The following is a 26,478-nucleotide window of genomic DNA, read 5'->3' as shown; positions in this document are numbered from 1 at the left end:
AGTGTCTTTTTTATGTCATTAAATCATTACTGTAAGCAATCATCTCTGAATAAAATGACAAGACACGATGAGAATATCAAGAATTCAGGATTTAGAAAGATTCTGGACCTTGATGATGATCGTCATAAAGCTTATAAAAGCACAATCTGTAAGACCGGAAAGGGTAAAACAAGCAAAAAGCAATCCTCAAATAGGCTAAAAAAAGGACAAAAAAATAGGTTAAATAGGCATATATGAACCGTGAAAATCACGAATGAACTGAAAAGATCTAAAAAAAGAAGAAATGTCAAAATAAAGTGAAAATAGTGTTGACGGTGGCTAAAGAGGGTGGTATTATATACAAGCGCTAAGGGAAACCGGGTGCAGAAAATGGTCTTTGAAAACTAAACAGGAAACGTCAATTTCAAAAAGAAATACGGATAAATAAATAAACAAAACTCGTCAGAGTTAAAAAGAGAAAGAATCAAATGGAGAGTTTGATCCTGGCTCAGGATGAACGCTGGCGGCGTGCCTAATACATGCAAGTCGAACGAAGTGAAGAGGAGCTTGCTCCTTGGAACTTAGTGGCGAACGGGTGAGTAATACATAAGCAACCTGCCTCGATGCCTGGGATAACAGAGGGAAACTTCTGCTAATACCGGATACGTTAATCTAAGACATCTTAGATTAATTAAAGATGGGATACATCACAACGAGATGGGCTTATGGCGCATTAGTTAGTTGGTAAGGTAACGGCTTACCAAGACGATGATGCGTAGCCGACCTGAGAGGGTGACCGGCCACACTGGGACTGAGACACGGCCCAGACTCCTACGGGAGGCAGCAGTAGGGAATTTTCGGCAATGGGGGAAACCCTGACCGAGCAACGCCGCGTGAGTGAAGACGGCCTTCGGGTTGTAAAGCTCTGTTGTAAGGGAAGAACGATAGGAAGAGGGAATGCTTTCTATATGACGGTACCTTACCAGAAAGCCACGGCTAACTACGTGCCAGCAGCCGCGGTAATACGTAGGTGGCAAGCGTTATCCGGAATTATTGGGCGTAAAGGGAGCGCAGGCGGTTTATCAAGTTTATGGTTAAAGTTCGGGGCTTAACCCCGTGATGCCATAGAAACTGGTAGACTAGAGTGCAGGAGAGGTTAGTGGAATTCCATGTGTAGCGGTAAAATGCGTAGATATATGGAGGAACACCAGTGGCGAAGGCGGCTAACTGGCCTGTAACTGACGCTGAGGCTCGAAAGCGTGGGGAGCAAATAGGATTAGATACCCTAGTAGTCCACGCCGTAAACGATGGATACTAAGTGTTGGAGAAATTCAGTGCTGTAGTTAACGCAATAAGTATCCCGCCTGGGGAGTATGCGCGCAAGCGTAAAACTCAAAGGAATTGACGGGGGCCCGCACAAGCGGTGGAGTATGTGGTTTAATTCGAAGCAACGCGAAGAACCTTACCAGGTCTTGACATACCGCGCAAAAGCACAGAGATGTGTAATAGTTATGGCGGATACAGGTGGTGCATGGTTGTCGTCAGCTCGTGTCGTGAGATGTTGGGTTAAGTCCCGCAACGAGCGCAACCCTTGTCTTTAGTTACCAGCATTAAGTTGGGGACTCTAAAGAGACTGCCGGTGATAAACCGGAGGAAGGTGGGGATGACGTCAAATCATCATGCCCCTTATGATCTGGGCTACACACGTACTACAATGGCGTATACAGAGGGCAGCGAAGCAGCGATGCGGAGCGAATCTCAGAAAGTACGTCTCAGTTCGGATTGGAGTCTGCAACTCGACTCCATGAAGTCGGAATCGCTAGTAATCGCGGATCAGAATGCCGCGGTGAATACGTTCTCGGGCCTTGTACACACCGCCCGTCAAACCATGAGAGTTGGTAATACCCGAAGCCGGTGGCCTAACCTAGTTTACTAGGAGGGAGCCGTCGAAGGTAGGATCGATGATTGGGGTTAAGTCGTAACAAGGTATCCCTACCGGAAGGTGGGGATGGATCACCTCCTTTCTAAGGAGTAATTAGAAAGACGTGAAGTTGACACCTAAAGTTTCCTGTTTAGTTTTGAGAGTCCGTTGGAATCTCAAGAAAAATGATCTTTGAAAACTGAATAACAGAAAAGAAAAAGAGATAGACAAAGAAATAAATGTTATCAACATGATCTTTTCGAATAGTTGTATAAAACTAGATTTACATCAAGTTAAACAAAAACAGTAACTTAAGCAATTAAGTAAGCAATCAAAGCAAACACACAGCTTATCAAGCGATAAGCGTTAAAAAAAACCTGATTTTAAGAATTAGGGCGCGAAATTACATGTGATTAAATATGTAAGGGCGTACGGTGGATGCCTAGGCACTAAGAGCTGATGAAGGACGCGACTAACAGCGAAATGCCTCGGGGAGTGGTACGTACACAACGATCCGGGGGTATCCGAATGGGGAAACCCAATACTGGTTATGCAGTATTACACATAAATGAATACATAGTTTATGATGAGGCAACCTTGCGAACTGAAACATCTTAGTAGCAAGAGGAAAAGAAAACAAAAGTGATTCCCTGAGTAGTGGCGAGCGAAACGGGAAGAGCCCAAACCATCTTCGTGATGGGGTAGTAGGACCACAACGTGGGATATCGAAGCTAGTCGAATGGCATTGAAAGGCCAGTCAAAGAAGGTGCAAACCCTGTAGACGAAAGCGTAAGATACTCTAGTGGTATCCTGAGTACGGCGAGGCACGAGAAACCTTGTCGGAATCAACCGGGACCACCCGGTAAGGCTAAATACTCCTTAGTGACCGATAGTGAACCAGTACCGTGAGGGAAAGGTGAAAAGAACCGCGGAAGCGGAGTGAAATAGATCCTGAAACCGTATGCTTACAAGAAGTCAGAGCCCGTTAATGGGTGATGGCGTGCCTTTTGTAGAATGAACCGGCGAGTTACTCATAATGTGCGAGGTTAAGTTGAAGAGACGGAGCCGAAGCGAAAGCGAGTCTTAATAGGGCGATATAGTACATTGTGGTAGACCCGAAACTGAGTGATCTAGCCATGACCAGGTTGAAGTTTGGGTGAAACCAAATGGAGGACCGAACCGACCATCGTTGAAAAGCTGGCGGATGAGTTGTGGCTAGCGGAGAAATTCCAATCGAACTCAGATATAGCTGGTTCTCCCCGAAATAGCTTTAGGGCTAGCGTCAATGTAAGGCCACTGGAGGTAGAGCACTGAATGTATGATGGCCCCATCTCGGGGTACTGAATATAATCAAACTCCGAATGCCAGTGGATAGTAGTTGGCAGTCAGACTATGGGTGATAAGGTCCGTAGTCGAAAGGGAAACAGCCCAGACCATCAGTTAAGGTCCCAAAATTCATGCTAAGTGGAAAAGGATGTGGGGATGCACAGACAACTAGGAGGTTGGCTCAGAAGCAGCCATCCTTTAAAGAGTGCGTAACAGCTCACTAGTCGAGTGACCCTGCGCCGAAAATGTACCGGGGCTAAGTATGATACCGAAACTATGGATTTATTGTTTCAATAAATGGTAGGGGAGCGTTCTATACTGCGTTGAAGCTGTACCGTAAGGAGCAGTGGAGTGTATAGAAGTGAGAATGCCGGTGTGAGTAGCGAGATGTCAGTGAGAATCTGACACACCGATTGCCTAAGGTTTCCAGGGGAAGGCTCGTCCTCCCTGGGTAAGTCGGGACCTAAGATGAGGCTGAAAAGCGTAGTCGATGGACAACAGGTTGATATTCCTGTACCCGATACATAAGTGAAGGAATGACAGAGAAGGCTAGGTTATGCCAGCGACTGGAAGTGCTGGTTTAAGCGAAGGAGCTGTATGGTAGGCAAATCCGCCATGCAAAGCAAAGGCGTTACGAGGAGTGAACCCGTGAGGAAGTAGCGAAGTAACTGATGCCAGCTCTCAAGAAAAGTTTCTAGCGTTAATTATGTATTGGCCCGTACCAAAACCGACACAGGTAGGCAAGGAGAGAATCCTAAGGTGAGCGAGAGAACTGTTGCCAAGGAACTCGGCAAAATGACCCCGTAACTTCGGGAGAAGGGGTGCTCGTAAGAGCCGCAGTGAAGAGGCCCAAGCGACTGTTTAACTAAAACACAGCTCTCTGCAAAGTCGCAAGACGAAGTATAGGGGGTGACACCTGCCCGGTGCTGGAAGGTTAAGGGAATATGTTAGAATTCGTTCGAAGCATTGAACTGAAGCCCCAGTGAACGGCGGCCGTAACTATAACGGTCCTAAGGTAGCGAAATTCCTTGTCGGGTAAGTTCCGACCCGCACGAAAGGTGTAACGATTTGGGCGCTGTCTCGGCAGCAGACTCGGTGAAATCTTAGTACCGGTAAAGATGCCGGTTACCCGCAACTAGACGGAAAGACCCCATGGAGCTTTACTGTAGCTTGATATTGAACTTTGAGCCTACATGTACAGGATAGGTGGGAGACTATGAAGCATGTACGCTAGTATATGTGGAGTCGCCATTGGGATACCACTCTTGTATGTTTGAAGTTCTAACCGCGTACCGTGATCCGGTACCGGGAGAGTGTCAGGTGGGCAGTTTGACTGGGGCGGTCGCCTCCTAAAGAGTAACGGAGGCGCCCAAAGGTACCCTCAGATTGGTTGGAAATCAATCGACGAGCGTAAAGGCAGAAGGGTGCTTGACTGCGAGACCTACAAGTCGAGCAGGGACGAAAGTCGGGCTTAGTGATCCGGCGGTTCCGAGTGGAAGGGCCGTCGCTTAACGGATAAAAGCTACCCTGGGGATAACAGGCTAATCTCGCCCAAGAGTTCACATCGACGGCGAGGTTTGGCACCTCGATGTCGGCTCATCGCATCCTGGAGCTGAATTAGGTTCCAAGGGTTGGGCTGTCCGCCCATTAAAGCGGTACGCGAGCTGGGTTCAGAACGTCGTGAGACAGTTCGGTCCCTATCTGTTGTGGGCGTAGGAAATTTGAGGAGCGCTGTCCCTAGTACGAGAGGACCGGGATGGACATACCGCTGGTGTACCAGTTGTTCTGCCAAGGGCATCGCTGGGTAGCTAAGTATGGACTGGATAAGCGCTGAAAGCATCTAAGCACGAAGCCAACTCCAAGATGAGATTTCCCATACGTAAGTAGTAAGACCCCTGAGAGACGATCAGGTTGATAGGTCAGAGGTGGAAGCATAGTGATATGTGGAGCTGACTGATACTAATAGGTCGAGGTTTTAATCACAAAAGATACAACGATTCGAAAAAGATCAAATTTCTGTTATTCAGTTTTGAGAGTTCATCTCTCTAATGCACTATGATCTGGTGATTTTAGCGAAGTGGTCACACCTGTTCCCATCTCGAACACAGAAGTTAAGCACTTTAGCGGCGACAATATCTAGCCACGCGCTAGTGAAGATAGTTCATCGCCAGGTAATTTGACACTCTATTTAGAGTGTCTTTTTTTTATGCTGTTAAAGCATCATCACTTTCGAGTGTCTTTTTTTTATGCTGTCAAAGCATCATCACTTTCGAGTGTCTTTTTTATGTCATTAAATCATTACTGTAAGCAATCATCTCTGTATAAAATGACAAGACACGATGAGAATATCAAGAATTCAGGATTTAGAAAGATTCTGGACTTTGATGATGATCGTCATAAAGCTTATAAAAGCACAATCTGTAAGACCGGAAAGGGTAAAACAAGCAAAAAGCAATCCTCAAATAGGCTAAAAAAAGGACAAAAAAATAGGTTAAATAGGCATATATGAACCGTGAAAATCACGAATGAACTGAAAAGATCTAAAAAAAGAAGAAATGTCAAAATAAAGTGAAAATAGTGTTGACGGTGGCTAAAGAGGGTGGTATTATATACAAGCGCTAAGGGAAACTGGGTGCAGAAAATGGTCTTTGAAAACTAAACAGGAAACGTCAATTTCAAAAAGAAATACGGATAAATAAATAAACAAAACTCGTCAGAGTTAAAAAGAGAAAGAATCAAATGGAGAGTTTGATCCTGGCTCAGGATGAACGCTGGCGGCGTGCCTAATACATGCAAGTCGAACGAAGTGAAGAGGAGCTTGCTCCTTGGAACTTAGTGGCGAACGGGTGAGTAATACATAAGCAACCTGCCTCGATGCCTGGGATAACAGAGGGAAACTTCTGCTAATACCGGATACGTTAATCTAAGACATCTTAGATTAATTAAAGATGGGATACATCACAACGAGATGGGCTTATGGCGCATTAGTTAGTTGGTAAGGTAACGGCTTACCAAGACGATGATGCGTAGCCGACCTGAGAGGGTGACCGGCCACACTGGGACTGAGACACGGCCCAGACTCCTACGGGAGGCAGCAGTAGGGAATTTTCGGCAATGGGGGAAACCCTGACCGAGCAACGCCGCGTGAGTGAAGACGGCCTTCGGGTTGTAAAGCTCTGTTGTAAGGGAAGAACGATAGGAAGAGGGAATGCTTTCTATATGACGGTACCTTACCAGAAAGCCACGGCTAACTACGTGCCAGCAGCCGCGGTAATACGTAGGTGGCAAGCGTTATCCGGAATTATTGGGCGTAAAGGGAGCGCAGGCGGTTTATCAAGTTTATGGTTAAAGTTCGGGGCTTAACCCCGTGATGCCATAGAAACTGGTAGACTAGAGTGCAGGAGAGGTTAGTGGAATTCCATGTGTAGCGGTAAAATGCGTAGATATATGGAGGAACACCAGTGGCGAAGGCGGCTAACTGGCCTGTAACTGACGCTGAGGCTCGAAAGCGTGGGGAGCAAATAGGATTAGATACCCTAGTAGTCCACGCCGTAAACGATGGATACTAAGTGTTGGAGAAATTCAGTGCTGTAGTTAACGCAATAAGTATCCCGCCTGGGGAGTATGCGCGCAAGCGTAAAACTCAAAGGAATTGACGGGGGCCCGCACAAGCGGTGGAGTATGTGGTTTAATTCGAAGCAACGCGAAGAACCTTACCAGGTCTTGACATACCGCGCAAAAGCACAGAGATGTGTAATAGTTATGGCGGATACAGGTGGTGCATGGTTGTCGTCAGCTCGTGTCGTGAGATGTTGGGTTAAGTCCCGCAACGAGCGCAACCCTTGTCTTTAGTTACCAGCATTAAGTTGGGGACTCTAAAGAGACTGCCGGTGATAAACCGGAGGAAGGTGGGGATGACGTCAAATCATCATGCCCCTTATGATCTGGGCTACACACGTACTACAATGGCGTATACAGAGGGCAGCGAAGCAGCGATGCGGAGCGAATCTCAGAAAGTACGTCTCAGTTCGGATTGGAGTCTGCAACTCGACTCCATGAAGTCGGAATCGCTAGTAATCGCGGATCAGAATGCCGCGGTGAATACGTTCTCGGGCCTTGTACACACCGCCCGTCAAACCATGAGAGTTGGTAATACCCGAAGCCGGTGGCCTAACCTAGTTTACTAGGAGGGAGCCGTCGAAGGTAGGATCGATGATTGGGGTTAAGTCGTAACAAGGTATCCCTACCGGAAGGTGGGGATGGATCACCTCCTTTCTAAGGAGTAATTAGAAAGACGTGAAGTTGACACCTAAAGTTTCCTGTTTAGTTTTGAGAGTCCGTTGGAATCTCAAGAAAAATGATCTTTGAAAACTGAATAACAGAAAAGAAAAAGAGATAGACAAAGAAATAAATGTTATCAACATGATCTTTTCGAATAGTTGTATAAAACTAGATTTACATCAAGTTAAACAAAAACAGTAACTTAAGCAATTAAGTAAGCAATCAAAGCAAACACACAGCTTATCAAGCGATAAGCGTTAAAAAAAACCTGATTTTAAGAATTAGGGCGCGAAATTACATGTGATTAAATATGTAAGGGCGTACGGTGGATGCCTAGGCACTAAGAGCTGATGAAGGACGCGACTAACAGCGAAATGCCTCGGGGAGTGGTACGTACACAACGATCCGGGGGTATCCGAATGGGGAAACCCAATACTGGTTATGCAGTATTACACATAAATGAATACATAGTTTATGATGAGGCAACCTTGCGAACTGAAACATCTTAGTAGCAAGAGGAAAAGAAAACAAAAGTGATTCCCTGAGTAGTGGCGAGCGAAACGGGAAGAGCCCAAACCATCTTCGTGATGGGGTAGTAGGACCACAACGTGGGATATCGAAGCTAGTCGAATGGCATTGAAAGGCCAGTCAAAGAAGGTGCAAACCCTGTAGACGAAAGCGTAAGATACTCTAGTGGTATCCTGAGTACGGCGAGGCACGAGAAACCTTGTCGGAATCAACCGGGACCACCCGGTAAGGCTAAATACTCCTTAGTGACCGATAGTGAACCAGTACCGTGAGGGAAAGGTGAAAAGAACCGCGGAAGCGGAGTGAAATAGATCCTGAAACCGTATGCTTACAAGAAGTCAGAGCCCGTTAATGGGTGATGGCGTGCCTTTTGTAGAATGAACCGGCGAGTTACTCATAATGTGCGAGGTTAAGTTGAAGAGACGGAGCCGAAGCGAAAGCGAGTCTTAATAGGGCGATATAGTACATTGTGGTAGACCCGAAACTGAGTGATCTAGCCATGACCAGGTTGAAGTTTGGGTGAAACCAAATGGAGGACCGAACCGACCATCGTTGAAAAGCTGGCGGATGAGTTGTGGCTAGCGGAGAAATTCCAATCGAACTCAGATATAGCTGGTTCTCCCCGAAATAGCTTTAGGGCTAGCGTCAATGTAAGGCCACTGGAGGTAGAGCACTGAATGTATGATGGCCCCATCTCGGGGTACTGAATATAATCAAACTCCGAATGCCAGTGGATAGTAGTTGGCAGTCAGACTATGGGTGATAAGGTCCGTAGTCGAAAGGGAAACAGCCCAGACCATCAGTTAAGGTCCCAAAATTCATGCTAAGTGGAAAAGGATGTGGGGATGCACAGACAACTAGGAGGTTGGCTCAGAAGCAGCCATCCTTTAAAGAGTGCGTAACAGCTCACTAGTCGAGTGACCCTGCGCCGAAAATGTACCGGGGCTAAGTATGATACCGAAACTATGGATTTATTGTTTCAATAAATGGTAGGGGAGCGTTCTATACTGCGTTGAAGCTGTACCGTAAGGAGCAGTGGAGTGTATAGAAGTGAGAATGCCGGTGTGAGTAGCGAGATGTCAGTGAGAATCTGACACACCGATTGCCTAAGGTTTCCAGGGGAAGGCTCGTCCTCCCTGGGTAAGTCGGGACCTAAGATGAGGCTGAAAAGCGTAGTCGATGGACAACAGGTTGATATTCCTGTACCCGATACATAAGTGAAGGAATGACAGAGAAGGCTAGGTTATGCCAGCGACTGGAAGTGCTGGTTTAAGCGAAGGAGCTGTATGGTAGGCAAATCCGCCATGCAAAGCAAAGGCGTTACGAGGAGTGAACCCGTGAGGAAGTAGCGAAGTAACTGATGCCAGCTCTCAAGAAAAGTTTCTAGCGTTAATTATGTATTGGCCCGTACCAAAACCGACACAGGTAGGCAAGGAGAGAATCCTAAGGTGAGCGAGAGAACTGTTGCCAAGGAACTCGGCAAAATGACCCCGTAACTTCGGGAGAAGGGGTGCTCGTAAGAGCCGCAGTGAAGAGGCCCAAGCGACTGTTTAACTAAAACACAGCTCTCTGCAAAGTCGCAAGACGAAGTATAGGGGGTGACACCTGCCCGGTGCTGGAAGGTTAAGGGAATATGTTAGAATTCGTTCGAAGCATTGAACTGAAGCCCCAGTGAACGGCGGCCGTAACTATAACGGTCCTAAGGTAGCGAAATTCCTTGTCGGGTAAGTTCCGACCCGCACGAAAGGTGTAACGATTTGGGCGCTGTCTCGGCAGCAGACTCGGTGAAATCTTAGTACCGGTAAAGATGCCGGTTACCCGCAACTAGACGGAAAGACCCCATGGAGCTTTACTGTAGCTTGATATTGAACTTTGAGCCTACATGTACAGGATAGGTGGGAGACTATGAAGCATGTACGCTAGTATATGTGGAGTCGCCATTGGGATACCACTCTTGTATGTTTGAAGTTCTAACCGCGTACCGTGATCCGGTACCGGGAGAGTGTCAGGTGGGCAGTTTGACTGGGGCGGTCGCCTCCTAAAGAGTAACGGAGGCGCCCAAAGGTACCCTCAGATTGGTTGGAAATCAATCGACGAGCGTAAAGGCAGAAGGGTGCTTGACTGCGAGACCTACAAGTCGAGCAGGGACGAAAGTCGGGCTTAGTGATCCGGCGGTTCCGAGTGGAAGGGCCGTCGCTTAACGGATAAAAGCTACCCTGGGGATAACAGGCTAATCTCGCCCAAGAGTTCACATCGACGGCGAGGTTTGGCACCTCGATGTCGGCTCATCGCATCCTGGAGCTGAATTAGGTTCCAAGGGTTGGGCTGTCCGCCCATTAAAGCGGTACGCGAGCTGGGTTCAGAACGTCGTGAGACAGTTCGGTCCCTATCTGTTGTGGGCGTAGGAAATTTGAGGAGCGCTGTCCCTAGTACGAGAGGACCGGGATGGACATACCGCTGGTGTACCAGTTGTTCTGCCAAGGGCATCGCTGGGTAGCTAAGTATGGACTGGATAAGCGCTGAAAGCATCTAAGCACGAAGCCAACTCCAAGATGAGATTTCCCATACGTAAGTAGTAAGACCCCTGAGAGACGATCAGGTTGATAGGTCAGAGGTGGAAGCATAGTGATATGTGGAGCTGACTGATACTAATAGGTCGAGGTTTTAATCACAAAAGATACAACGATTCGAAAAAGATCAAATTTCTGTTATTCAGTTTTGAGAGTTCATCTCTCTAATGCACTATGATCTGGTGATTTTAGCGAAGTGGTCACACCTGTTCCCATCTCGAACACAGAAGTTAAGCACTTTAGCGGCGACAATATCTAGCCACGCGCTAGTGAAGATAGTTCATCGCCAGGTAATTTGACACTCTATTTAGAGTGTCTTTTTTAATTTTTGTGTGAGAAGTGTGATATAATTATTCGGATGGTGATAAAAATGAAAAAACAAATAAAAACATACTCAGTAACTGAGACAATGAAACTTGGAGAGCAACTTGGACAAAGTCTAAAGAAAGGGTGCCTCATTTCCCTAGCGGGTGATTTGGGAGTTGGGAAAACAGCATTTACTAAAGGTCTTGCTAAGGGATTAGAAATTGACGAAACGATTAGTAGTCCGACATTTACAATCTTAAAGGAATATGATGGAAGACTTAACTTAAAGCATATTGATGCATATCGATTAGAGGGTGTATCATCCGACGCAATCGGTCTTTTTGACTTATTAGATGATCGTAATGTGGTCGTACTTGAATGGGGTAAGTACCTAGATGATTTAGATTTCAAAATCGATTATTTAATAACCCTGGATTATGAAGACGAAAATGAGAGAACGATTACAATTGAGGAGCTTAACTAATGAATACACTAATTATAGATACATCACATAAATTTCTTGCTGTCGGTTTGAAAGTGAATGATGTACTGAGAGTAAATAAACAATCACTTATGGATAAAAAACAATCAGAATTCTTGTTGAGTTATGTAGACGAAGCAATTCAAGAGGCTGGATTAGTGCCAATGGATATAGATGCAATCGTAATAACTAGTGGTCCCGGCAGCTATACTGGATTGAGAATCGGTATGACATTTGCTAAAACATTTGCTCTTACAAACCATAAGCTTGAGATATACAAAGTCAATACATTACTTTCTTTAGCAGGAAATAATAACGGTTTCTCATTTATTGATGCGAGATCAGATCGTGTTTTCGGTGCTTTTGTTTCAGATGGTATCGTCAAGGATGAGCGCATCTATACGCTTGAAGAGTTAGTTGATATCAATGTTGATCTATTTGGTGATCTTGAATTAGTTCATAAAACAGTAGAACAACCACAAATAATTCAAAATATAATCGATGTTGAGAAATCGTGGGAAATCGAATCGAATATTGACTTACTCGTTCCCAATTATTTAAAATAATGATACGAAAAGCTACGCAAAATGATCTAAGTGAGATTGTTAGTATTGACCAGATGACACTAACTTCTCATTGGACAGAGAAACAATATTTAAGTGAACTCTCAATTGAAAATGGATTGATGTATGTTATTGAAGTAGAAAATTACATATGTGGATTCTTCAGTCTCAGAATTCTTGATGATACCTGTGATTTATTACAGATAGCAGTTCATCAGGATTTTCAATCACGAGGGTATGGAAACATGCTTATGAATCATTTATGTAAAGTAGCAATTAATTATGAGATAAAGAATATCTTCTTAGAAGTCGAAGAAAACAATAGGAAAGCACTCCAATTCTACCTTAAATACAATTTTGAAGAAATTTCTATTCGAAAAAACTATTATGGGATTAATAGAAATGCAGTAGTGATGAGAAAGGTGTTATAAATGTTAATATTAGCTATAGAATCAAGTTGTGATGAAACATCTTGTGCAATAATTAAGGACGGTTTTGAGGTTTTAAGTAACTCAGTGTCAACACAGATAGAAATCCATAAACAATATGGAGGTGTATTTCCTGAAGTTGCTTCAAGACTTCATGTTGAAAATATCAATATTGTAATTAAAGACGCTTTGGATAAAGCAAATATAAAAATTGAAGACGTTGATGCGATTGCAGTAACGCAGGGACCCGGATTGATTGGTTCGTTACATGTAGGTGTTATGGCTGCGAAAACTCTTGCATGGAGTCTAGGAAAGCCTCTTATTCCAGTTCATCATATTGCCGGACATATTTATGCAAATAAACTTGTCGGTGATTTAAAGTTTCCTCTGCTTGCGCTCGTTATTTCCGGTGGTCATACAGAGCTTGTATCAATGCAAGACGAATATCAATTTGAGGTAATTGGAAAAACTCAGGATGATGCAGTTGGTGAAGCATTCGATAAAGTTGCACGATTACTTGGTCTTGGATATCCTGGAGGTCCTGTAATTGATAAGTTGGCACAAACTGGTAAAGAAAACTACCAATTGCCAAAAGTTAAGACAGAAAATCCATTGGATTTCTCTTTTAGTGGTTTAAAGTCAGCAGTAAGGCAATTAACATTGCGTGAGGAACGTAACGACCGTGAGATCATTGTTGAAGATGTTGCGTATGCGTTTCAACATGCTGCGGTCAGAGAACTAATGTCACGGGTGGAATATGTACTTGAAAATTCTGAGGTTCAATATGAATCGCTAGTATTAGCAGGCGGTGTCGCCGCTAATTCAGAAGTTCGTAAACAAATTGTAGCTTTAAATGCTCAATATCCAAGTTTAAATATTTTAGTACCACCACTTTGGGCATGCATGGACCAAGCTGCGATGATTGGACTTGCGGGTCAAATTGCCTATGATAAAGGCGTTCGTGGAGATTGTGAAATTTCTGCACTTTCTAACAAACAACTGATCTCTTATTAAAGTTTTCACATTTAATAAGGCAAGACTTTGTGATATGATTTACACGGTGGTGATATCATGAGTAATATATCTAATGTACCAAAAGCAACAATGCAAAGGTACCCTATATATTTAAAGGCATTAAGAAAACTCTATAATATGGGAGTTGAACGTATTCTATCAAGAGAACTATCTTTATTTGTAGATATTGAATCTACAACAATACGTCGTGATTTTTCGTTTATTGGTTCGCTTGGTAAACAAGGTTATGGTTATGATGTAAAGACCTTAATTGAAACGTTTGATAATCTTTTAGGTGTGAGTTTTGAAGAAGAGTTAATTTTAGTAGGTGCCGGAAATTTAGGGCGTGCTATTTTGAATTATAATCGTTGGAATCACGTCGTTGGTGAAATTGCATGTGCATTTGATATTGATCCAAACAAACTTGGAGAAGCATCAGATATTCCAATCTATCACATGAGTGAGTTGGAAGAACGAATGCCCAAGGGATGTCGCATAGCAATCGTAACGGTTTCAAAAAATGTTCAAGAAACAATAGATAAACTCGTAGATTTAGGAATCGTAGGAATTGTTGACTTTTCAAGTGAACATATTCAGGTTCCAAAACATGTAATTGTAAAAACAGTAGATGTCGTATCTACGGTTCAGGAATTAATATTCCAGACTAATAATATTCGTTAAAAATAGTTGAGGTGTAAAGATGATTTCATATTTAACAATACGAGAGTGCTATGACCTGTTGTCATATGGCTCGGAAATTGAAGTTGATGCAATTGAATTTGTGCAATTGCAAGGTTGGGTTAGAACTAACCGTAAAGGAAAAAATGTAGGGTTCATCGAGTTAAATGATGGAACTTATTTTAGAAGTGCACAATGTGTTTATGCAGCAGATTTAGATAACTATGATGAAATAGGTAAATACAATACAGGTACAGCGATTACGGTAACTGGATTGTTTAAAGTTACTCCGGATGGAAAACAACCTTTTGAAATCGAAGTTAAAGAAGTTAAATTAGAAGGCGAATGCAGTTCGGATTATCCGTTACAGAAAAAACGTCATAGTTATGAATATTTAAGAGAAATTGCGCATTTACGCGTAAGAACAAACTCATTTATGGCAGTGTTCCGTGTCCGTTCTGTTCTTTCAATGGCAATCCATGAATTTTTCCAAAATCAAGGGTTTGTTTATGTGCATACACCAGTAATTACAGGAAATGATGCTGAGGGTGCTGGTGAAGCATTTGTCGTTACAACACGTGATGATGCTAAATATGAAAAAGATTTCTTTGGAAAAAAAGCAAGTCTAACCGTATCAGGTCAATTACATGCTGAAGCTTTTGCACTCGCATTTAGAGATGTATATACTTTTGGTCCTACTTTTAGAGCTGAAAATTCAAATACAGCACGCCATGCAAGTGAATTTTGGATGGTTGAGCCAGAGATAGCATTTGCAGATCTTGAAGATAATATGAATTTAATAGAAGACCTCGTTAAATATTGCATCGAGTATGTGCTTGAGAATGCTCCAGAAGAAATGAAATTTTTCAATGAGCGAATTGATACCACACTATTAGAACGACTTAACGAATTACTTTCAAGTGAATTCAAACGAATGACGTATACAGAAGCGGTTGAATTACTTGAAAAACAAAATGACCGTTTTGAATATAAGGTTGAGTGGGGTACGGATTTACAATCTGAACATGAACGTTATATTAGTGAAGAAGTTGTTAAGGGTCCTGTATTTATTACAGATTATCCAAAAGAAATTAAATCGTTCTATATGCGACTTAATGAAGATGGAAAAACCGTTGCAGCTTGTGATTTATTAGTTCCACATGTTGGGGAACTTGTAGGTGGATCACAACGTGAAGAACGTCTTGATGTTCTTGAAAGACGAATGGAAGAGTTGGATATTCCAAAAGAAAGTCTTGAATGGTATTTAGATTTAAGACGTTATGGCGGTGTCAAACATTCAGGTTTTGGAATAGGATTCGAGCGCTTCTTGATGTATATTACTTCAATGACAAATATTCGTGATGTAGTACCATTTGCGCGTACACCACGTCATTTAGATTATTAGGGGTAAAGCATGGATTTTAAATCAAAATATGTTCCAAAAGAAAGAAAAAGAGTGAACTACAAAATTGTAGTTCCTTTTATTCTATTATTAGGACTGTTATTTTATGCTGTTTATGATCTTTATAAACCAGCGAATCAAGAAACAGATAATCACTTTTCGATATGTAAGACAGATTTTATTCAAACACAAGAATTGCTTTCGACATTAGAACATCAACCTCCAATCGATTTGAACGATTATGGTATCTATGGACAGACTTTAGGATTGTACAATAAAGCTTATACAATCCACGAACAAGATCCATTTGATGGAAAGACGGTGTTTTTGAATAACCTCTGTAAAAATGAAGAAAGTGTCTACATGATGAATGTTGATTTAGATAATAAAATTCCAATGGAGATGCTCGAAGATGGATTCTATCAAATAAAAATATTGGAAGGTCTCAAACAATTATCCTTACGTTCAGATAATAAAATCGATGATGTATTTTATTCGGTATCCAAGGATGGGTACTCTAAGAAAATTAGAATGATTGCCGATATGGATTTATTTAATGATGATTCTAAAAAGGTTATGAACGATAATTATGTTTTTTTGGAGGTATCATCTGTTGAAACTCCAAAAGATAATATCGATATTGTAATCGATCCAGTTGGTTTAGTTGAAGATGAAAACGGAAATATTGATTATGGAGGTCAACGTTCCGATCTTATAGAGAGTCAAGAAATGTATCGCACAGCAGAGGAGATTAAAACGCAGTTGGAAGCCAAGGGGCTTACGGTTATGATTGCTCGTGATGACAGTAAACCAAAGTCTTTAAATGGCACGGAAGGGCGTTTAAAATCAGCTTATGATGTTGGTGCAAAGTACTACATTCAGTTAAGATTTCCAAATAGTCCGTATGAAGGCGATAAGGGTACAACAATTATGTACTCCAATTTCACATCAAATAAACTTGCTACAAATATTATGAAGAATATTATGAATGCTACCTCATTAAAACCTTCAATATGGTCTTCAGGTAGAAGTATGGACGGTGTTTACCATCCTGAACAAATTGAAGGATATGATTCAATTGATTCAATACGTGAAGCGGGTGGGCGTTTTACAGGTGCTGGAACCATGGATGAGACTTATCGTGAGTTAAATCAATTTGCGTCTGAAAGCAACAAGGGCATGCATTCGATTGTAATTGAATATGGGTTCATGAATGATGATCAAACATTTAATACATGGAAACAAGAACATTCAAAAATAGTCGATGCCACTGTATCAGGTATTCTAGCAGAATTGGGATACTCTAAATAATTAGGTGATAGTATATGTTAGTTCAAATTAAAAGTGCATTTAAGTCTTTTGGGAGCCAAGAGCTTTTTAAAGACTTAAATTTAATCATACAAGAGAATGAAAAAGTTGCGCTCATTGGCGCGAATGGGGTTGGTAAGACAACTCTCTTTAACGTTTTGTCCGGGAATGAGGGTTTGGATAAAGGGGATGTGTTTTGGAAGTCGGGAATACGAACTGGATTTTTAGAACAAATTCATGTAACTCAGGATGAAGTAATACTGAAGGATTTCTTTGCGGAGGCATACAGCGATATCACAAAGCTTCAGACTCAACTCAATGATTTGGAAGCTTTGATGAAGACAGATCACAGTGATAAAATTCTAAAGTCTTATGATCGAATTCAAACTGAATTTTTAAGACGTGGTGGATACTCAATTGAAACAGAAGTTCATACACTGCTTACAAAATTTAACTTTACAGTATCGGACTTAGACCGTTCTCTTAATACATTTTCAGGAGGCCAAGTTACGCGTTTAGCGTTTGTTAGGCTTTTATTAAGTAAACCCGATATTCTTTTTCTAGATGAACCAACAAATCATTTAGATATTTCAACCATTGAATGGCTTGAGGGCTATCTAAATGCATATGATGGTTCTGTAGTTGTTGTTTCACATGACCGTTTATTTTTAGACCGTGTTTGTAATGTGGTCGTCGAGATAGAGGATTACATCGCGACACGTTATTCAAGTAATTATACGGGTTATCAAGTATTAAAAGAAAAAGATATCGAGCGCCATAACATTAAGGTTCGAAATCAGCAAAAAGAAATCGAACGTATCGAAGGTTTAATCGAAAAATTTAGATATAAAAAGAATAAAGCTGCTTTTGCACAGTCAAAAATTAAATATTTAGATCGTATTGACCGACTTGAAACTAAGGATTCTAAGACAAAGGAATTTAAAGCTGAATTTAAGTCACAATTAAGAGGTGGGAAAGATGTACTCACTCTAAGTGATTTTGTTATTGGCTATGATAAGCCTTTGACAAAAGTGACGCAAACATTCACAAGAGGTCGTCGTTATGCGATTGTTGGTGATAATGGTACCGGTAAGTCGACGCTTCTAAAGTCTTTATCAGGACGTTTAGAACCACTTGGAGGCGATATTTTGTTGGGACATCAAATTAAGATGGGTTACTTTGATCAGAATCTTCTTGATTTCTCGATGGATAAATCTGTTTTGGAAGAGGTATGGGACGAATTTCCGCAGTTGGATCATACAGAGATTCGAACCGCTTTAGGTCAATTTCTCTTTAAGGGTGAAGATGTCTTTAAATCGGTTTCTGTTCTCTCTGGTGGTGAACGTGTTCGCTTATCATTGATTAAATTAATGTTAAGGCATGATAACCTTCTTGTTCTTGATGAGCCAACGAATCATCTTGATATCCAAGGAAAAGAAGCTTTAGAAAAATCACTGAGTCATTATGATGGTACAATGATTTTTGTATCACATGACCGTTATTTTATTGAGAAACTTGCGACGGATATTTTGTTACTGAAAGATGGTGTCCTTGAACATACAGAAATGAGTATGACTGATATTGTTAACGAAAACAAACAAAAATCTCAAGAGCAGAAACAAACCAATAAAAATGAATATGTGAATATTAAAAAATATAAAAACAGACAAAAGAAACTTGAAGAAGAACTGATTGAATACTACGAGGATTTAGAAATTCATCGTGAACTTCGGTTCAGTCCGGATTATTATCATGATTATGAAAAAATGAATCAATTAAATCAAACAATAGATGAAATTCATAATGAAATTAAGCATCGTGAAAATGAATGGGCTGAGGTTTCGGAAATCTTGGAAGAAAACGATTAGAAATTGCTTTCTTATTTGGCTATTTTGATATTATTGTGTATAATAGGAATTGGTAAAAAATAAAGGAGTAGATTACTATATGGCTAAATGTTTAGTGGCTCAATCAGGTGGGCCAACATCAGTAATTAACGCTACTGTTGCAGGTATCGTTAAAGCAAACCAACTGAACCCAATTTATGATGTGGTTTTAGGTGGTCTTCATGGAATCGAGGGAATTCTTGAAGAAAAATTTGTGGATTTAACACACATGAGTGAAGACGAAAACAATGTTTTACGTCAAACACCTTCAAGTGCATTAGGTTCATGTCGTTATAAATTAAAACGTGAAAACGTTGCAGATTTCGAAAAATTGTTCGCAATTTTAGAAAAACATGATATCCGTACAATGTTCTACGTTGGTGGAAACGACTCAATGGATACAGTTTATGCATTATCACAATATGCAGAAGCAAATGGACACACTGAATTCCAATTCGTTGGTTGTCCAAAAACTGTTGATAATGACCTTATGGTTATCGATCACTGTCCAGGATTTGCAAGTGCAGCGAAATTTATCGCTACAACTGCTTACCAAACATGGTTGGATAGTACAGTTTATACACGTCAAGATGTATTCATTCTTGAAACAATGGGACGCGATGCTGGTTGGTTAGCAGCAAGTGCATGTGTTTCAGGTGTTGTTGATATGGTAGTTCTTCCTGAACTAGCGTTCGATAAAGAAGCATTCTTAAAAACAGTTCAAAAACACATTGATGAAAAAAATAAATGCTATATCGTTGTAAGTGAAGGTGTTCGTTATGAAGACGGAACTTACTTAGCTGCTGGTGAATCAAAAAATGATACATTTGGCCATGCAGTTCTTGGTGGAGCAGGAAATGCTTTACGTGAAATGATTCTTGAAGCAGGTATTTCAGAACGTGCTAAAGTACAAGACTTAAGTAACGCGCAACGTTCACATGCTACAGAACAATCAAAAGTAGATGTTGAAGAATCATTCAAACTTGGTATGTCAGCACATATGCGTTCAATGGAACCATCATTTACAGGTAAAATGGTTGCACTAAAACGTGTTGAAGGTGTTGAAGAATACGATGTTGAATTCTTTGCAACAGATGCAAGTAATGTCGCAAACCATGTTAAGAACTTCCCAATTGAGTGGATCTTACCAGAATTTGCAGGTATTGCCCAAGAAGCACACGACTATATCGCTCCTCTTCTAGTAGGACGTCCAGTTGTTATGTTTGACGAAAAAGGATTACCTCGTCAAGTTAAACCTTTCTACATGCGTTAATTTTAAAAGACTCCTTGCGGAGTCTTTTTTTTCATCACAATTTCAATTAGAGTTCGAACAGAATGTTGATTTAAAATCATATAAGTGATTAAATAGAATTACACATGAACTCATAAAAAAAATCACTATAGCAGTGATTGGTATTTTTATTATGGCGGAGAAAGAGGGATTTGAACCCTCGCGAGCTTTCACTCCTATCGGTTTTCGAGACCGACCCCTTCAGCCTCTTGGGTATTTCTCCAACAATGTGTATTATACCAAGTTTTAATAAAAAAAGGAATATTTTATTGAAATTTATTTTTGATAGGAGTATTATAGGTTTTGTCTTTTTAAGGAGGGCAAATTATGGATGAACATATTCTTCGAATATTGAAAGCAAATCAAAGTGCAAAGCAGTTGGTTCATGAACATGAGTTGACGAGTGAATTTGATCAAGAACACTTTGAAGAATTAAAAAAATCGATAGATAATGCGTTATCGGAAGTATTTGAACACGAGTCTGCGAAGATTCGAGAAGAGTCTAATGCACGCTACGAACGCCTTAAACCTATGTCAGATCATGAATATAACGAACGTGTCAAGGACTTGGACGAGCGGTTTAATGTAGCAAAAGAAGAATGGGAGCAAATTCTTTTTACAAGAATTACTACATTAGATGGCAAGTGATTATGCAATGTCTACTAAGGCACGTTCGTTTTATAGTCAACATCTAACAGCGGCCCACTATCGATCGATGCTGGAAATGCCAGATATACCTGGTATCGCAAGTTTCTTAAAAAATGAAACACGATATTCAGATGTACTGGAAGGGATTAATGAGAAAGGAATCCATCGTGGATTTTTTGAACAACGTATTCGTTTAAAGTCACATTTGGAATTCCTAAGTCTTATGCGGTTTATTCAAACCAGTAAGCATCATTTTTATGAATTCTATGTTCGCGAAGTTGAAATCGCTCAAATTATTTTTATCTTGCATGCAATTGATGCAGGTACGAGTCATTTTGTGGAAGACTTCGTTGAAGATCTTAATCATCTTATGTCATTTGATGTATATGGTTTAGCGCAATGCACAACTTTTGAAGAGGTTTATAAGTATTTAGAGCACACGTCATACAATAAACCACTCGCGTTCCTTACAGATAATGTTGTTGATATATCAAAGTGCGAAGATAGTTTAAAAATCTTTTATAACCAGCGTATGTTGGATTTAATTCGCCATGAGCCAAACAACAAAGAATTGCTCGAAGTTTTTCGAATTAATATTGAACTTGAAAATATTTCGAATGTTTACCGAATGAAAAAGTATTTTAATATGACATCAACTGAGATATTAAAACGTGTTCATTATGAGCCGTACTATATTTCAGAAAACAGACTGCAAGAGTGGATTCTGAATTTAGATGCGGACAGTTTTTTAGAAGCATTTAAAGAAACACCCTACGGTAAATATGAAGACTTTGAAGGAGATCGACACATCGAATACTATTTCGATATGATTCGTTATAGTATTTTAAAACGGAAAATTCGATTTTCAACGAATTCGGATGTAATTTTATTTTCATATATGTTTCTTATAAAAATAGAAATAGAAAATATTATTGATGTTGTTGAAGGTGTTCGATACCAAATGAGCCCCGAAGAAATTGTTAAGTTGCTGATTATTTAGGAGGTGGTTTAGTGGCAATAGAAAAAATGAGACTTGTTATGGTATCAACTGACCCTAAGAATGTATTGTCGATGATTGATAACATTATGACTTGTCCAAATTTTCATCCTGAGCTTGCAACAGAAGTTGTGAAGGATGGAGATGGTGGATTAATTTATCCAAATGATCGTATTTATGATAGTTATTTATCGCGCTGTGAACGTATTATTACCGATTTACATTTGACCTTAAGTGACCATTATGATCGCGAGTATTCCGTCGCTCAAATCGAGAATGCACTTCAAGAAGCCGAACAGAGGTATAATACGCTTCATCGACAAGAATCGTCACTATCAAGTTTAAATGATGATGATAAGATAGCACTCAGTAAGTTGAAAGAATATCCAATGGAGCATGTAGAAGAAGGCTTTATTCGCGTTCATTTCGGTAGAATACCGACAAACTCATTATCTAAAATAACTTTACATAATGATGAACGCTTTGTATTCACAGAATTACATCGTACAAAACAATATGGTTGGATTGTTTGGGTCTGTTTGGAAGCGGATGAGAATCATCTCGTACAGATGTTTGAATCGCTGTTTTTTGAACCTCTTGCAATTCCAATAGGAGCAGATGATAGTTTGAGAAAAGAATGCTCTGATTTGTTGGAAAATATGTACGGATATATTAAAGTCCAGTCATTAAAAGAGGCTTATTACAAGTACATCACAATTTATAATCAAGAAGCGGTTATTGTTGGTTTTATTCCAGAAGATAGATTGAGTGTGTTCGAATCATTATTCGCAGAGGATATGAAAGTATTAAACTTTGATGCTTCGACACAAGAAGGTTTGCTAGCACCGACACGACTGAAAAATGGTTGGTTTTCACGACCGTTTGAAATGTTTGTTGAGATGTATAGCCTGCCCAAATATGGTGAATTTGATCCGACATCCTTCTTCGCAGTAACTTATTGTCTGCTGTTTGGAATTATGTTTGGAGATTTAGGTCAAGGTTTTGTGATTGCTCTGGGTGGGTATTTACTGTCCAAGAAAAAAGGAATCAAGCTTGGTGACGTTGCAGTTCGAATTGGAATGTTTTCGATGTTCTTTGGATTGATTTACGGATCGTTTTTTGGAAACGAAGAAATCTTGAAGCCATTATTAGCACCTTTGGGTTTGCCAATTCATGTTACAAGTCCTGATTTTACAATGACGCTTCTACTCACTACGGTTACATTGGGTGTTGTTTTGATACTCATGTCAATTGGACTGAATATTGTTCTGTCCTTTAAAAAAAAGGATTTCACAAATGCAATCTACAGTCAAAATGGTATCGCTGGCCTTATGTTTTATGGATTTATTATGGCAGCCGTAGCCTTGAATTCTCAAGGCATTCATGTTGTAAATCCATTAACTATTTTTATATTTATCGTTTTACCTTTATTAATGATTCTGTTTAAAGAACCATTATCTAATCTTATGAATAAAATGAGTGCTTCTCCCCATGAAGGTTGGGGCGGGTATTTAGTTGAAAGTTTTTTTGAGTTATTTGAAGTTCTTTTGAGTTTTATTGCAAATACGATGTCGTTTCTTCGTGTTGGAGGCTTTGTTCTCTCTCATGCCGGGATGATGAGTGTTGTGATGACTCTAAATGAAATGGCGGGAAATGCAGGTATTCTAATCTTAATATTTGGTAATATTTTCGTTATTGGTTTAGAAGGACTTATAGTTGGAATTCAAACATTACGTTTGGAGTATTATGAAATGTTTAGTCGTTACTACGACGGTGGCGGTAAGCCATTTAAATCAGTCTACTAAGGAGGAAATACATATGTCATTATCATTATTTGAAATTATTGGACCAATGCTTTTAATCGGTCTTATTACATTACCACTCGTTCCAGTTTACAAGAAAAAGGTGGATCCGCAAAATGCTAAGTTCCGTGTTTGGTTCCAAGTATCATGTTTCTTTGCAGCTCTAATTGGTGTTGTTTTAATTACAGGTTATACACATGCGGATGAGGCAGTATCAAATGCGTTCCAAGGAAGTAACGCACAAGGTATGGCGTATTTAGCTGCTTCAATTGCGGTAGGTTGTTCGGTGCTCGGTGCTGGTTATGCTGTTGGGCAAGCCGCTCCTGCAGCAATTGGTGCTATTTCTGAGAAGGGTGAAAACTTTGGTAAAGCAATGATTTTCGTTGCTCTTGCTGAAGGGGTTGCGATTTATGGACTTTTAATCGCTATTCTTATTATTAATAAATTATGAAAATGTATCTTATCAGTGACAACATCGACACCCAAATGGGACTTCGTTTAGCTGGTATCGAAGGCGTGGTTGTTCACGAAAAAGAAGAACTCAAACAGGAACTTGGTAAAGTAATTCATAATCAAGAAATTGGAATTATTTTGCTTACTACTAAGATTTTCGATTTGGATCGAGAATACATTCAAGACCTGAAACTAAATGTTCCGAGTCCGTTAATTGTTGAAATATCAGACCGACATAAGTCTCATGAAGTTCAGTCAATGATTGATGAAACAATTTCTAAAATTATCGGAGAGGTGGTATAAATGGCAGGAGAAAAAGCTAAGGTTTCAAAAGAAATCGTAAGTATTATTGATGAAGAGGCACATAACTATACCGAGATGAGCCAACGTGCTCAAAAGGAAAAAGTTGATGCTGAATTATCTGCTTATAAATTACAAGTCGAACATTCAATTAAATCTCGAATCAAAAGTATTAAAGATCGAGAAGAGAAAAAACGTAGTCGTGTTGAATCTGAGTTAAGATTTAGTGTGCAAAAACGATTGAGGATGCGTCGACAAGAATTACTAGAGTCGTTTGGAAATGATTTGAAAGAAGATGTCATTCGTTTTCGAGAATCAGATAATTATAAACAGTATCTAGACGATTGTTTAAAAGTTTTAAATTTGAATGAAACATCATCTGTTGTAATTTCGATTCGCGAAGAGGATCAATCATTTTTTAATCTAAAAAATGCAAGGTTTAAATTTATCGATCTCGAACTTGGTGGTTTTTTATGTGAGGTTGGTAATGTTGTGCATGATTATACATTGGATTCTCGTTTTAATTCAGCGATGGAATATTTTGTTCAGGAAAGTAAATTATGGATATAGAGGTGGTCAATATGAGTACAATTTATTGGATTAATGGTCCGATTATTAAAAGTCAAGATGTTGATAACTTCACAATGTCAGAGATGGTATATGTTGGACATCAAAAATTATTAGGAGAAGTTATTGGAATCGATAATGATTATGTGACTATTCAAGTCTATGAGTCTACATCGTCCATGAAAATAGGCGAACCGATCGAACATACAGGGCAACCGTTAAGTATTGAATTAGGACCCGGACTCCTTGGAAATATTTATGATGGAATCGGCCGTCCACTGCAAGGTTTATCTGAAAAATATGGTTCCTATCTTGATGTTGGGCAAAGTATGCGTACCTTGTCCGAAGAACGTGAATGGAACGTTAGTTTTTGCGTTTCAAAAGGTGATCTGATTCAATTAGGTCAGGTCTATGCAACATTTGAAGAAACGGGATCCATTGTACACCGTTTAATGGCAACAAAAAAAGGTATTATTGCTACTGACTGTAAAGATGGTTTGTATAAAATTGATGATACACTTTTATCTTTAGAAGACGGTACGGATTTTTCACTTTCCGTTATGTGGCCAATTCGCCATGAACGACCAGTTGCAAGTCGCATTGATGCGAAAGAGCCTCTTATAACTGGGCAACGTGTTATTGATACGCTTTTCCCAATTGTTAAGGGGGGGAGTGCAGCAATTCCAGGTGGATTTGGAGCTGGTAAAACGATGCTTCAACATCAACTTGCAAAGTGGTGTGATGCAGATATTATTGTTTATATTGGCTGTGGTGAACGCGGCAACGAAATGGCCCAAGTTTTAGAAGAGTTTTCAGAGTTAATTGATCCAAAGACTGGTCGTACCCTAATGGAACGAACGATTTTGATTGCAAACACCTCTAACATGCCTGTAGCTGCTCGTGAAGCATCAATCTATACTGGTATTACCTTTGCAGAGTATTACCGTGATATGGGGTATCATGTAGCGCTTATGGCGGATTCTACATCTCGTTGGGCTGAAGCTCTACGAGAATTGTCGGGTCGTTTGGAAGAGATGCCTGCAGAAGAAGGATTTCCAGCGTACCTTGCCTCACGTTTAGCAGCCTTTTATGAAAGAAGTTCTTATGTTGATACACTCAATGGTGATGTTGGTTCAATCAGTATTATTGGTGCGATATCACCTCAAGGAGCTGATTTTTCTGAACCTGTAACACAAAATACTCAACGCTTTATTGGCTGTTTTTGGGCTCTCGATAAGTCACTCGCTTATATACGTCACTTTCCATCGATAAACTATAATTTATCTTATAGTGAATACCTTGTTCATCTTGAGGGCTGGTATGATCAGAACATTGGTCCTGAATTCTTGGAATACAGACAAATGATCTTATCAATTCTGAATGAAGAAACAAGTTTAATGGAGATTGTAAAATTAATTGGACAAGATGTTTTAGCTGATCGACAAAAACTAACACTTGAAATGGGACGTGTAATTCGTGTTGGATATTTACAACAAAATGCATTTCACGAATATGACAGTTCGGTTTCCTTACAAAAACAATTTGAAATGTTGAAGCTAATTAACTATACATATAAACAATGTCAAATAGTTCTTCAAGATAAAAAAACGATGAATGCTATTTCCAACACTCATATTTTTGATGAAATTGTTGGAATTAAATATGCAATTGACGAAGATTTAACAAAATTTGATGCATACTACAAAAAAGTTGACGACGCACTTGCGTCCATTCAATAGGAGGAGTTCG

General features: G+C 40.2%; 16 protein-coding genes, 1 tRNA gene and 6 rRNA genes. 22 read left to right on the top strand and 1 reads right to left on the bottom strand.

From position 1 onward, the window contains the following. The first annotated feature begins 464 nt into the window (after positions 1-464). The 15 genes from NMG63_RS05730 (at position 465) to NMG63_RS05660 (ending at position 19,944) form a co-directional block, all read left to right on the top strand. Positions 465-2,003: ribosomal RNA gene (locus tag NMG63_RS05730) — 16S ribosomal RNA — on the top strand. 308 nt (positions 2,004-2,311) lie between these two features. Further along, positions 2,312-5,209: ribosomal RNA gene (locus tag NMG63_RS05725) — 23S ribosomal RNA — on the top strand. Between the two features lie 76 nt (positions 5,210-5,285). Beyond that, positions 5,286-5,399 (top strand): 5S ribosomal RNA (gene rrf, locus NMG63_RS05720). Positions 5,400-5,962: 563 nt separating this feature from the next. Then, positions 5,963-7,501 (top strand): 16S ribosomal RNA (locus NMG63_RS05715). A 308-nt stretch (positions 7,502-7,809) separates the two neighbouring features. Next, positions 7,810-10,707 (top strand): 23S ribosomal RNA (locus tag NMG63_RS05710). A 76-nt stretch (positions 10,708-10,783) separates the two neighbouring features. Beyond that, a 5S ribosomal RNA gene (gene rrf / locus NMG63_RS05705) occupies positions 10,784-10,897 on the top strand. The 16S, 23S and 5S rRNA genes sit together here, the layout of an rRNA operon. Positions 10,898-10,975: 78 nt before the next feature. Further along, positions 10,976-11,395, top strand: a complete 420-nt coding sequence (tsaE, locus tag NMG63_RS05700) for a tRNA (adenosine(37)-N6)-threonylcarbamoyltransferase complex ATPase subunit type 1 TsaE (RefSeq protein ID WP_254006638.1) — start codon at positions 10,976-10,978, stop codon at positions 11,393-11,395. Beyond that, positions 11,395-11,958: a tRNA (adenosine(37)-N6)-threonylcarbamoyltransferase complex dimerization subunit type 1 TsaB gene (gene tsaB, locus NMG63_RS05695; protein ID WP_254006637.1), complete on the top strand. Its 564-nt coding sequence runs from the start codon at positions 11,395-11,397 to the stop codon at positions 11,956-11,958. The genes tsaE and tsaB overlap by 1 nt, the downstream gene beginning before the upstream one ends. Further along, on the top strand, positions 11,958-12,386 hold the full coding sequence (rimI, locus tag NMG63_RS05690) for a ribosomal protein S18-alanine N-acetyltransferase (RefSeq protein WP_181877697.1): 429 nt from the start codon (positions 11,958-11,960) through the stop codon (positions 12,384-12,386). The genes tsaB and rimI overlap by 1 nt, the downstream gene beginning before the upstream one ends. Further along, positions 12,387-13,397, top strand: a complete 1,011-nt coding sequence (tsaD, locus tag NMG63_RS05685) for a tRNA (adenosine(37)-N6)-threonylcarbamoyltransferase complex transferase subunit TsaD (protein ID WP_181877696.1) — start codon at positions 12,387-12,389, stop codon at positions 13,395-13,397. A 57-nt stretch (positions 13,398-13,454) separates the two neighbouring features. After that, a complete protein-coding gene (locus NMG63_RS05680) occupies positions 13,455-14,078 on the top strand; it encodes a redox-sensing transcriptional repressor Rex (protein ID WP_003774010.1) in 624 nt (207 codons plus the stop codon). Positions 14,079-14,097: 19 nt separating this feature from the next. Next, complete coding sequence (gene asnS / locus NMG63_RS05675) at positions 14,098-15,480, top strand: asparagine--tRNA ligase (protein WP_003774009.1); 1,383 nt, start codon at positions 14,098-14,100, stop codon at positions 15,478-15,480. 9 nt (positions 15,481-15,489) lie between these two features. Further along, positions 15,490-16,788: an N-acetylmuramoyl-L-alanine amidase gene (locus tag NMG63_RS05670; RefSeq protein ID WP_238000404.1), complete on the top strand. Its 1,299-nt coding sequence runs from the start codon at positions 15,490-15,492 to the stop codon at positions 16,786-16,788. 14 nt (positions 16,789-16,802) lie between these two features. Continuing rightward, complete coding sequence (locus tag NMG63_RS05665) at positions 16,803-18,653, top strand: ABC-F family ATP-binding cassette domain-containing protein (protein WP_238000405.1); 1,851 nt, start codon at positions 16,803-16,805, stop codon at positions 18,651-18,653. A gap of 79 nt (positions 18,654-18,732) precedes the next feature. Next, positions 18,733-19,944, top strand: a complete 1,212-nt coding sequence (locus tag NMG63_RS05660) for a diphosphate--fructose-6-phosphate 1-phosphotransferase (protein WP_115354942.1) — start codon at positions 18,733-18,735, stop codon at positions 19,942-19,944. 152 nt (positions 19,945-20,096) lie between these two features. Here NMG63_RS05660 and NMG63_RS05655 read toward each other — a convergent pair. Continuing rightward, a tRNA-Ser gene (locus tag NMG63_RS05655) sits at positions 20,097-20,185 on the bottom strand. 104 nt (positions 20,186-20,289) lie between these two features. On the opposite strand from NMG63_RS05655, the gene NMG63_RS05650 reads away from it, so the two are divergent. From NMG63_RS05650 to NMG63_RS05620, 7 genes are read left to right on the top strand one after another with little or no spacing between them, the layout of a single operon-like run. Then, positions 20,290-20,610 (top strand): hypothetical protein, encoded by a 321-nt coding sequence (locus tag NMG63_RS05650; RefSeq protein ID WP_254006636.1) that lies wholly within the window; start codon positions 20,290-20,292, stop codon positions 20,608-20,610. A gap of 7 nt (positions 20,611-20,617) precedes the next feature. Continuing rightward, on the top strand, positions 20,618-21,610 hold the full coding sequence (locus NMG63_RS05645) for a V-type ATPase subunit (RefSeq protein WP_254006635.1): 993 nt from the start codon (positions 20,618-20,620) through the stop codon (positions 21,608-21,610). Positions 21,611-21,621: 11 nt separating this feature from the next. After that, positions 21,622-23,412, top strand: coding sequence for a V-type ATP synthase subunit I (locus NMG63_RS05640; RefSeq protein WP_254006634.1), 1,791 nt, complete (start codon positions 21,622-21,624; stop codon positions 23,410-23,412). A gap of 13 nt (positions 23,413-23,425) precedes the next feature. Further along, complete coding sequence (locus tag NMG63_RS05635; RefSeq protein ID WP_003773995.1) at positions 23,426-23,860, top strand: ATP synthase subunit C; 435 nt, start codon at positions 23,426-23,428, stop codon at positions 23,858-23,860. Next, positions 23,857-24,165 carry a V-type ATP synthase subunit F gene (locus NMG63_RS05630; RefSeq protein ID WP_254006633.1) on the top strand — a complete coding sequence of 103 codons (309 nt, stop codon included), beginning with the start codon at positions 23,857-23,859 and terminating at the stop codon, positions 24,163-24,165. The genes NMG63_RS05635 and NMG63_RS05630 overlap by 4 nt, the downstream gene beginning before the upstream one ends. Beyond that, positions 24,166-24,732 carry an ATPase gene (locus NMG63_RS05625; protein ID WP_254006632.1) on the top strand — a complete coding sequence of 189 codons (567 nt, stop codon included), beginning with the start codon at positions 24,166-24,168 and terminating at the stop codon, positions 24,730-24,732. An 11-nt stretch (positions 24,733-24,743) separates the two neighbouring features. Continuing rightward, positions 24,744-26,468, top strand: coding sequence for a V-type ATP synthase subunit A (locus NMG63_RS05620; protein WP_254006631.1), 1,725 nt, complete (start codon positions 24,744-24,746; stop codon positions 26,466-26,468). Positions 26,469-26,478 lie beyond the last annotated feature (10 nt).

The sequence above is a fragment of the Erysipelothrix amsterdamensis genome (assembly GCF_940143175.1).
Classification (GTDB): Bacteria; Bacillota_I; Bacilli_A; order Erysipelotrichales; family Erysipelotrichaceae; genus Erysipelothrix; species Erysipelothrix amsterdamensis.
The sequence above is the reverse complement of the archived record's forward strand: the minus strand, read 5'-3'. Positions and strand labels throughout refer to the sequence as shown.

What these genes read in the sequence shown, in the direction of transcription:
- tsaE (WP_254006638.1), top strand. Translation starts at nt 10,976, where the DNA reads ATGAAAAAACAAATAAAAACATACTCAGTAACTGAGACAATGAAACTT.
- tsaB (WP_254006637.1), top strand. Translation starts at nt 11,395, where the DNA reads ATGAATACACTAATTATAGATACATCACATAAATTTCTTGCTGTCGGT.
- rimI (WP_181877697.1), top strand. Translation starts at nt 11,958, where the DNA reads ATGATACGAAAAGCTACGCAAAATGATCTAAGTGAGATTGTTAGTATT.
- tsaD (WP_181877696.1), top strand. Translation starts at nt 12,387, where the DNA reads ATGTTAATATTAGCTATAGAATCAAGTTGTGATGAAACATCTTGTGCA.
- NMG63_RS05680 (WP_003774010.1), top strand. Translation starts at nt 13,455, where the DNA reads ATGAGTAATATATCTAATGTACCAAAAGCAACAATGCAAAGGTACCCT.
- asnS (WP_003774009.1), top strand. Translation starts at nt 14,098, where the DNA reads ATGATTTCATATTTAACAATACGAGAGTGCTATGACCTGTTGTCATAT.
- NMG63_RS05670 (WP_238000404.1), top strand. Translation starts at nt 15,490, where the DNA reads ATGGATTTTAAATCAAAATATGTTCCAAAAGAAAGAAAAAGAGTGAAC.
- NMG63_RS05665 (WP_238000405.1), top strand. Translation starts at nt 16,803, where the DNA reads ATGTTAGTTCAAATTAAAAGTGCATTTAAGTCTTTTGGGAGCCAAGAG.
- NMG63_RS05660 (WP_115354942.1), top strand. Translation starts at nt 18,733, where the DNA reads ATGGCTAAATGTTTAGTGGCTCAATCAGGTGGGCCAACATCAGTAATT.
- NMG63_RS05650 (WP_254006636.1), top strand. Translation starts at nt 20,290, where the DNA reads ATGGATGAACATATTCTTCGAATATTGAAAGCAAATCAAAGTGCAAAG.
- NMG63_RS05645 (WP_254006635.1), top strand. Translation starts at nt 20,618, where the DNA reads ATGTCTACTAAGGCACGTTCGTTTTATAGTCAACATCTAACAGCGGCC.
- NMG63_RS05635 (WP_003773995.1), top strand. Translation starts at nt 23,426, where the DNA reads ATGTCATTATCATTATTTGAAATTATTGGACCAATGCTTTTAATCGGT.
- NMG63_RS05630 (WP_254006633.1), top strand. Translation starts at nt 23,857, where the DNA reads ATGAAAATGTATCTTATCAGTGACAACATCGACACCCAAATGGGACTT.
- NMG63_RS05625 (WP_254006632.1), top strand. Translation starts at nt 24,166, where the DNA reads ATGGCAGGAGAAAAAGCTAAGGTTTCAAAAGAAATCGTAAGTATTATT.
- NMG63_RS05620 (WP_254006631.1), top strand. Translation starts at nt 24,744, where the DNA reads ATGAGTACAATTTATTGGATTAATGGTCCGATTATTAAAAGTCAAGAT.